The organism is Sphingomonas arabinosi (assembly GCF_036663715.1).
Lineage (GTDB): Bacteria > Pseudomonadota > Alphaproteobacteria > Sphingomonadales > Sphingomonadaceae > Sphingomonas.
Map to the genome: position 1 here is coordinate 1 of NZ_JAXOJN010000036.1, position 8,373 is coordinate 8,373.

Here is an 8,373-nt window from a genome sequence, read left to right on the forward strand (position 1 = left end):
CCTTCAGCTGCTGGCCCGGCAGGCCGCGCCGGCCTGATACGCGGCGCATCCTCCGGTGTCCGGCGTCACCAAACATCCGCCACGCCGATTTCGCGCAGGCCTTTTTCAACGGTCTCGGTCGGTTTTGACACCATCAATACCGCCTTCCGTCACCAGTATTTCGAGATCGCCCGAAACTGATCGATCGCATGCTGCGGCCCTTCGCCTTCCTCGGCATGTACCAAGCAATGATCGATGTGGTCGTTGATGAGCGCCCGCTTGGCGCTGGCAATAGCATTCTCGACCGCCTGGAGCTGCTGCGCGATATCGACGCAGGGCCGCTCCTCCTCGATCATCCCAACGATGCTGCGCAGATGACCGGCAGCCCGGTTCAGCCGCTTGATGATCGCCGGGTGACTGGTGTGAGCGTTATGGGCCATGTCGCTCTGTAGAACCTGTATGCCATATCTGTCGAGTATCCCCCAGGGGGGATAGACTCTATCCCCCCTGGGGGATATGCGGCATCCATGCTCAGCGTCCTCGCCAACCGAACCTATCGGCATCTGTTCCTCGCGCAGATCATCGCACTGATCGGCACTGGCCTTGCGACTGTGGCGCTCGGCCTGCTGGCCTATGACATCGTGGGCGGTAACGCAGGCGCGGTGCTGGGGACCGCGCTCGCGATCAAGATGGTCGCGTATATCGGGGTTGCGCCGATCGCCGGTGCGTTCGCCAACCGGGTGCCCCGGCGCGCGCTGCTCGTCAGCATGGACATGATCCGCGCCGCGGTCGCGATCTGCCTGCCGTTCGTGAACCAGATCTGGGAAGTCTATGTCCTGATCTTCGTCCTGCAATCGGCGTCGGCAGCGTTCACGCCGACCTTCCAGGCGACGATCCCCGACGTGCTTCCAGAAGAACGCGACTACACCCGCGCCCTGTCGCTCTCGCGCCTCGCTTACGACATGGAGAGCCTGACCAGTCCGATCCTGGCGGCAGGACTGCTCACTGTGATGAGCTACCACTGGCTGTTCTCAGGAACGGCGATCGGGTTCGTCGCTTCGGCGCTGCTCGTCGTCTCGACTGTTCTGCCCCGCCCGGTGCCTGTCGAGGATCAGGGTGGCATCTATGACAAGACGACGCGGGGCACGCGTATCTATCTCAGGACGCCCCGGCTGCGTGGATTGCTGGCGCTTACGCTGGCGTCTGCCGCGGCGAGCGCGATGGTAATCGTCAACACCGTAGTCATCGTGCGTGGCATGGGACTCAACCAGCGCGACGTCGCGTTCACTCTTGCCGCCTTCGGGGGCGGATCGATCACCGCCGCAGTCACTTTGCCTCGCATCCTCGACCGTATCGCCGACCGTACGGTGATGATGATCGCCGCAGCCGTTCTGACGCTCGCGCTTGGTGCCCTGGCGGCGATCACCACGGTGATGACGCCGGGACCGGCATATTGGCATGTCCTGCTCGTCGGATGGCTTATTCTGGGTGTCGCCTATTCCGCAAGCGTCACGCCATCGGGGCGGTTGCTGCGCCGCTCCGCAAACGCGGATGATCGACCCGCGTTGTTCGCGGCGCAGTTCGCACTCAGCCATGTCTGCTGGCTGATCTGTTATCCGCTGGTCGGGCAGCTCGGCGCGCACGTCGGCATGGCCGCGGCGTTTGGCGGTATGGCCTTGGTCGCCGCGATCGGCGTCGTAGCCGCGCTAATGCTGTGGCCGGCGAACGACCCGGATGTCATCGCACATGAGCATGGCGACTTTGATGCCGATGATCCCCATTTGCGCGAACATGAAAAAGGCGATCACGCCTATGTCATCGACCGGCGACATCCAAAGTGGCCGGCTAAGTGACGCGCTTGCCGATATCTGGCGTGCAGCCTACCCTTGGCTCGATGGCAATGCGTCGCTCCCATTCAGCATTTTTCGGCGCCTTCCTCGTCGTTATTGCGCTGTTCGGTATCATCGCCGTTTCGGGGTGGCACAACGCGATCGTCCATGACGACGATGCCATCCATGTCGCCTCGGTCGAACACGACCACGCGCCTACAGACAAGGCAGATCCTGACGCTCCGATCCATTTGCTCGCTCACGCAATGGGTCAATGGGTGTCGATTGCCGGACCTTTCGCGACGCCGATTGCGGCCGTGATCGCCGACCGGAACTGGTCGATGCTCAATGCATGGCTTCGCAGCGGGATTGATCCTGCCGAGCTGCTGAGACCTCCGCAAAGCTGAAGCTCGCCGGCGCTCGTCGCCGACACTCAACTTCCCGGAAGGACCATCATTATGAACGGCCAATATCGCCGGCGACGCGGATATGCGCTCGCCGGCACGCTCGCGGTGCTGTGGCCTGCGGTCGCGGCATGGTCACAGACCGCGCCGCCCTTTGCGCAGCTTCTGAACCAGACACGCGACGTGCCGCGTGTCGCCATCCTCAATGCCGATGTCGCGCGTGCCCGTGGTATTGCCGAGCAGGCACGCGCGCGTCCGAATCCTTCAATCAACGTCTACGCCGAGAACTTCGCCGGCGACCTGTCGAACAACGCCCGCAATCAGCAGCAGACGACGTTCCAGATCGATCAGCCGATCGAGCTGGGCGGGAAACGATCGTCGCGCATCGCTGCCGGTGAAGCTGGTATCGTTGCGGCCGAGGCACGCAACCTGGACGGACGCCTCCTCTACGCAACCGAGCTGGCGCGTGCTTATGCAAGCGCCGAGATCGCCGATCGTCGCATCGCTCTCGCCGAAGACGAAGTCGAAGAAGCTACGGCCGACCTTAAAGTCGCCCGCGCGCTTGTGGGTGCCGGCAAGGAGGCACGCCTGCGCCAAGTGCAGGCCGAAACCGAACTGAACACGCTCGAAGCGGACCTGGAGACTGCGCGCGCACAGAAGACCGCGGCACTTGCCCGTCTGTCGGCGTTGGCCGGCGTGGCCACGCCGTTCACCGGCATATCGGAATCGCTGCTTGATCGCCTCGATAGCCGGCCCATCACGGGGCCGATCGATCCGATGCAAGCGACGACCGTGCGCGTCGCCGACGCCGAACGGGAGGCCGCAGCGCGAGCGGTTACGGTGCAGCAGCGCCTCGCGATCCCGAACGTCACGGCGCAGCTCGGTTTGCGCCAGCTTCGCGTCGCAAGCGGACCCGCCGTCGTCGCGGGCGTTTCGGTCCCGCTGCCTTTCTTCGATCGTAATCGCGGCAATATCGCCGCTGCGCGCGCGGATCTTCAGGGTGCAGAGGCTCGGGCCGCTGCCGCCCGGCTAGATGCCGAGGCCGGAACCCATGCAGCATTGGCGCTTGTTGGGGCTGCCGATCGCCGCGCGACAGCGGCCGAACGCGCGATGCGGACCGCCGACGAGGGGTATCGACTTGCCCGGATCGCCTATGAGGCGGGCAAGTCGCCGCTGATCGAACTGCTGGCCGCACGCCACAACCTCGGCGCTGCCCGGGGCGTCATCCTGGATGCCGCCATCGCACGGCTCGATGCCCGCGCCAATCTTGCCCGACTTCAGGGCCTCACCATCACCGGAGAACCGGTCCAATGACCGACAGGAATCGCCTTTACACCGGGACCGCCATCGGGCTGGTCGCCGCTGCGGCTCTAGGCTTCGGCGCTGCGCGCCTTACCCAATCTTCAACCCCTGCACCCGCTTCCGCTACCGCAGCGGTATCGCCGGCCGCGCCTGTCGATACGGTGACGATGACGCCGCAGGGGGTCGCGACGTCGCAGATCACGGTCGCTCCTGCCGACACCGGCGAGGTGGATGCGGCTATCCTCGCCTCCGCCACGGTCGAGGCGATGCCAGATGCCGAGGCTGTCCTGACCGCGCGCGCGCCGGGCACCGTCACGCGCATCCTGTCGCGGATCGGCGATCCCGTCCACGCCGGGCAGACGCTTGCGCTGGTCGAAAGCCGCGATGCTTCGCAGATCGCGGCCGACCGCGAGGCGGCATCGGCGCGCGTCACGCTCGCCACAAGGCAGCTCGCCCGCGAACGCACGCTGCTCAACCAGGGCGTCAGCCCGCGGGCCGACTTCGAAACCGCGCAGGCGAGCCTCGCCGTTGCACAGGCCGATGCGCGTCGTGCGAGTGCCGCAGCGGGCGCCGCGCGCGTATCACGCGACGGCCGTTCCGTTGCGGTCATCAGTCCCGTGTCGGGGCGCGTGACGAGTGCGGCAGCCAATCTGGGTCAGTTCGTGGCGGCCGAGACCGAGCTATTCCGCGTGGCCGATCCGCGCCGGCTTCAGATCACCGCCAGCGTGCCCCCAGCAGATGCCTCCCGCGTTCGTACCGGCGACCGGGTGACGCTGACCACCAATGACGGTCAGACGATCGAAGGCCGCGTCCGCGCGGCGACAGGAGTTGTTGATCCGCAATCCCGCGCCGCGACGATTGTGGTGACGCCGACCGCGGGCACCAGCACCCTGTCGCCGGGGCAGCTCGTGCAGGCGCGCATCCTGGCGACCGCAGGTGCGGCGCGGAACGGGATCATGGTGCCGCAGGACGCGATCCAGACCCTCGGGGAGCAGAGCGTTGTCTTCGTCCGCACAAAGACCGGCTTCAAGGCGCGACCGATCCGGATCGGCAGTCGGTCGGGTGGCATGGTCGCCATTGCCGATGGCCTCGCGGCAGGCACGCCGATCGCGACGATCAACGCCTTCCTGCTCAAGGCCGAGCTGGAGAAGAATGCGGGAGGCGGCGAATGATCGAACGCATCCTTTCGACCTCGGTGCATCTGCGCTGGCTGGTCGCCTTCCTCACCCTCCTCGTCATCGGCTTTGGTGCGTGGCAGATCACCAGGCTGCCGATCGATGCCGTCCCCGACGTCACCAACCGACAGGTGCAGATCAGCACCTTCGCGCCCACGCTCGGGCCGGTCGATATCGAGAAGCAGGTCACCTTCCCGGTGGAGACGGCGCTTGCCGGTATCCCTGGCCTCGAGATCACGCGCTCGTTCTCGCGCAACGGCTTCAGCCAGGTGACGGCTGTCTTCACCGACGCGACCGATATCTATTTTGCCCGCGCACAGGTGACCGAACGCCTTGCCCAGGCGCGCGACAGCCTGCCTGCCGGCGTGCAACCCAATCTTGCGCCTCTCAGCACCGGTCTCGGCGAAATCTTCTTCTATTCGGTCGCCTTCCGGCATCCGGACGGCAAGGGCGTGAAGACCGTCGACGGCAAACCCGGCTGGCAGTCGGACGGCAGCTACCTCACCCCTGAGGGTGAGCGGCTGACCACAGAACTGGCCAAGGCGGCTTATCTGCGCACGGTGCAGGACTGGATCATCCGGCCGCAGATGCGGACCGTGAAGGGCGTCGCCGGCGTCGATTCCAATGGCGGTTACGTCAAACAGTACCTGATCGAGCCGAACCTCAATGCGCTCGCCTCCTACGGCCTTTCGATCACGGCGCTCGCGGACGCACTCGAACGCGCCAACTTGTCCGCCGGGTCGAACTACGTCCGGCGCGCGGGGGAAAGCTTTCTGGTCCGCGCTGATGCACGCCTGAAATCGATCGAGGATATCCAGGAGGCCGTCGTCGCAACCCGTAACGGCGTGCCCGTCCGCGTGAAGGACGTCGGTCAGGTCGTGATCGGCGGTGCGGTACGCACCGGCTCCGGCAGCCGGATGGGGGCAGAGGCAGTCATCTCGACCGTTCTGATGCTTGTCGGTGACAACAGCAGGATCGTCGCCACGACAGTCGGAGAGAAGCTGACCCAGATAAACAAGGCGCTCCCGCCCGACGTGTTCGCGGAAGCGGTCTACAACAGGTCGAAGCTGGTCAACGCGACGATCGCAACCGTCGAGAAGAACCTGATCGAGGGCGCGCTGCTTGTCATCGTGGTGCTGTTCCTTTTGCTCGGGAATGTCCGCGCCGCGATCATCACCGCGGCCGTGATCCCGATCACGATGCTGATGACTGCGGCGGGTATGAACGGGCTTGGGGTATCGGGCAATTTGATGAGCCTCGGCGCGCTCGACTTCGGCTTGATCGTCGATGGCGCGGTCATCATTGTCGAGAACGCGCTGCGGCATCTTGCCGAGCGTCAGCAGAAGGAAGACCGGCTGCTCACTCTGCCGGAGCGGCTGGAAGTAACGATCGCCTCCGCAAAGGAGATGATCCGGCCAACCGTGTTCGGCCAGCTCATCATCTTCCTCGTCTTCGTGCCGTTGCTCACCTTCCAGGGCGTCGAGGGCAAGACCTTCTCGCCGATGGCGGTGACGCTGATGGTGGCGCTCGCCTCCGCGTTCGTGCTGTCGCTGACCTTCGTGCCGGCCATGCTGGCGATCGTCATCACCGGGCGCGTCAGCGAGACGGAAGTGCGGCCGATCCGCTGGTTCAAGGCGAAATATGCCCCGGCGCTCGCCAAGGCCATCCGTCGCCCCATGCCATTCATTTTTGGCGGGGTCGGCGTCTTCGTCGCGGCGGTGCTGTGCTTCGGGCTGCTCGGCGAGGAGTTCATGCCGCAGCTCGACGAGAAGGACATCACCGTCACCAACTTCCGCGTGCCCTCGGCATCAATCGACCAGTCGACGCAGATGCAGCTTCAGATCGAGAATGCGCTAAAGACCCTTCCCGAGGTAGCACTGGTGTTCTCCAAGAATGGTAACGCCGATCTCGGCACCGACCCGATGCCGCCCAACGCATCTGATACCTATGTCATCCCGAAGCCGGAGAGCGAATGGCCGGCCGACGTTCACAGCAAGGCCGACATCCTCCGCCGGATCGAAGAGCGAATGAAGCCGTTGATCGGCAACCGGACGGAGATCCAGCAACCAATCCAGATGCGCTTCAACGAGCTGATCGCCGGCGTCCGGTCCGACGTCGCGATCAAGCTCTACGGAGACGACCTCGACCAGATGACGCAGCAGGCGCAGCGGATTGCCGCGACGGTGCGCGCCATTCCCGGCGCAGCCGACGTCAGTGCCGAGCAGACCGACGGTGCGCCGACCTTCGACGTGAAGATCGATCGACAGGCGGTCGGACGATACGGGCTCACCGTCGAGGAGGTGGCGAATACGGTCTCGGCCGCGCTCGGCGGTCGCGAGGCGGGGTTGCTGTTCGAGGGCGATCGGCGTTTCTCGGTCGTGGTCCGCCTGCCCGACGCGCAACGCGACGATGTCGATGCGCTGGGATCGATCCCCGTCATGCTGCCGGCAGCTGATGGTCAGGTGGCCCGATCTATCCCGCTGCGTGAGGTCGCCCGGTTCAGCTACACCGAAGGGCTCAACCAGATCAGCCGCGAGAACGGCAAGCGCATGGTGATTGTCCAGGTCAATGTGCGCGGCCGCGATCTGGGTGGCTTCGTCGAGGAGGCACAGGCGAAGATCGGGCAGATGCAGCTCCCGTCCGGCATGTATACCGCGTGGGGCGGCACGTTCGAAAGCCTGCAATCGGCGCGGCTGCGGCTGATGATCGTCGTGCCGATCTGCTTCCTCGCGATCTACGCGCTGCTCTACCTCGCGCTCGGGGGCTTCATGCCTGCCCTGATCGTCTTCAGCGCGGTGCCGATGGCGCTGGCGGGGGGCGTCTTCGCACTGTTGCTGCGCGGCATCCCCTTCTCGATTACCGCGGCGGTCGGGTTTATCGCATTGTCGGGGGTCGCGGTTCTCAATGGCCTCGTGATGATGAGCGCGATCCGAAAGCATCGGGAAGACGGCGAGGACGAGGATCAGGCCATCGCCGATGGCGCGATGGAGCGGGTGCGTCCGGTCCTGATGACCGCGCTGGTGGCTTCGCTCGGCTTCGTGCCGATGGCACTGGCGACCGGCACCGGCGCGGAGGTGCAACGGCCGTTGGCGACGGTCGTCATCGGTGGTCTCATCACGTCGACCGCACTGACGTTGCTGGTACTGCCGGCGATCACCGCATGGGTGTCGCGCATCGGACGCCGCAGGGCGCAAGGGCATGCGACGACGGGCACCGTGCCGGTCTAGGTCTGGGATAAAGCCCCCGGCGCCGCAGATGCGGTGCCGGGGGCGAAGGCTTTTACGGAATATATAGCTCGCAATCGCTAGACGTGATCGGAGGCGACCGCCTGCGCGAACCGGTGATCGGCCGACGACCAGTTCGCTGTAGCCATGAACGCATCGACATACTCGCCTCGCTTCGCCGGCTCACGCGCGAGTGCAGTTCCGGTTCGGAAGGCGCCTGTCCGATTTTAACAGCGTTCGATCATATCGATCGGTTGGACGCTTAGCAGCGCTTGACGGTCAGATGAGCGAGTTCGTTGACCGGCTCAAAGCGCGAGAACCGTTTTAGGTGTCAAAACCGGTCGAGGCTGTTGAAAAACGACTGCTTGCGACGGTGACGAGGGCGTGATTCACTCCTGCAAGGCGGTAGGGGGATCACGGACATGATGGGTCGGCAGGTGGCGCAGGGGGCGCTGTTCTA

The 8,373-nt window shown here is 65.0% G+C and carries 7 protein-coding genes; 6 read left to right on the plus strand and 1 reads right to left on the minus strand.

Going from position 1 to position 8,373, the window contains the following annotated elements:
- The coding region (locus U1708_RS20205) for a hypothetical protein (RefSeq protein WP_332748069.1) at positions 1-180 on the plus strand (180 nt) is incomplete at its 5' end.
- Here the strand turns inward: U1708_RS20205 and U1708_RS20210 are convergent.
- Positions 150-419 carry a metal-sensing transcriptional repressor gene (locus U1708_RS20210; RefSeq protein ID WP_332748070.1) on the minus strand — a complete coding sequence of 90 codons (270 nt, stop codon included), beginning with the start codon at positions 417-419 and terminating at the stop codon, positions 150-152. The two genes, U1708_RS20205 and U1708_RS20210, sit on opposite strands and share 31 nt — an antisense overlap.
- Positions 420-506: 87 nt before the next feature.
- Here U1708_RS20210 and U1708_RS20215 point away from each other — a divergent pair, with 87 nt between their 5' ends.
- From U1708_RS20215 to U1708_RS20235, 5 genes are read left to right on the plus strand one after another with little or no spacing between them, the layout of a single operon-like run.
- Positions 507-1,832: an MFS transporter gene (locus U1708_RS20215; protein WP_332748071.1), complete on the plus strand. Its 1,326-nt coding sequence runs from the start codon at positions 507-509 to the stop codon at positions 1,830-1,832.
- A 41-nt stretch (positions 1,833-1,873) separates the two neighbouring features.
- Positions 1,874-2,215 (plus strand): hypothetical protein, encoded by a 342-nt coding sequence (locus tag U1708_RS20220; RefSeq protein ID WP_332748073.1) that lies wholly within the window; start codon positions 1,874-1,876, stop codon positions 2,213-2,215.
- 51 nt (positions 2,216-2,266) lie between these two features.
- Entirely contained in the window at positions 2,267-3,526 is a 1,260-nt protein-coding gene (locus U1708_RS20225; protein ID WP_332748074.1) for a TolC family protein, read from the plus strand.
- Positions 3,523-4,686, plus strand: coding sequence for an efflux RND transporter periplasmic adaptor subunit (locus tag U1708_RS20230; protein WP_332748075.1), 1,164 nt, complete (start codon positions 3,523-3,525; stop codon positions 4,684-4,686). Before U1708_RS20225 ends, U1708_RS20230 begins: the two co-directional genes overlap by 4 nt.
- Positions 4,683-7,916 carry an efflux RND transporter permease subunit gene (locus tag U1708_RS20235; RefSeq protein ID WP_332748077.1) on the plus strand — a complete coding sequence of 1,078 codons (3,234 nt, stop codon included), beginning with the start codon at positions 4,683-4,685 and terminating at the stop codon, positions 7,914-7,916. Before U1708_RS20230 ends, U1708_RS20235 begins: the two co-directional genes overlap by 4 nt.
- The last annotated feature ends 457 nt before the right edge of the window (positions 7,917-8,373 follow it).

What these genes read in the sequence shown, in the direction of transcription:
- U1708_RS20235 (WP_332748077.1), top strand. Translation starts at nt 4,683, where the DNA reads ATGATCGAACGCATCCTTTCGACCTCGGTGCATCTGCGCTGGCTGGTC.
- U1708_RS20215 (WP_332748071.1), top strand. Translation starts at nt 507, where the DNA reads ATGCTCAGCGTCCTCGCCAACCGAACCTATCGGCATCTGTTCCTCGCG.
- U1708_RS20220 (WP_332748073.1), top strand. Translation starts at nt 1,874, where the DNA reads ATGGCAATGCGTCGCTCCCATTCAGCATTTTTCGGCGCCTTCCTCGTC.
- U1708_RS20210 (WP_332748070.1), bottom strand. Translation starts at nt 419, where the DNA reads ATGGCCCATAACGCTCACACCAGTCACCCGGCGATCATCAAGCGGCTG.
- U1708_RS20225 (WP_332748074.1), top strand. Translation starts at nt 2,267, where the DNA reads ATGAACGGCCAATATCGCCGGCGACGCGGATATGCGCTCGCCGGCACG.
- U1708_RS20230 (WP_332748075.1), top strand. Translation starts at nt 3,523, where the DNA reads ATGACCGACAGGAATCGCCTTTACACCGGGACCGCCATCGGGCTGGTC.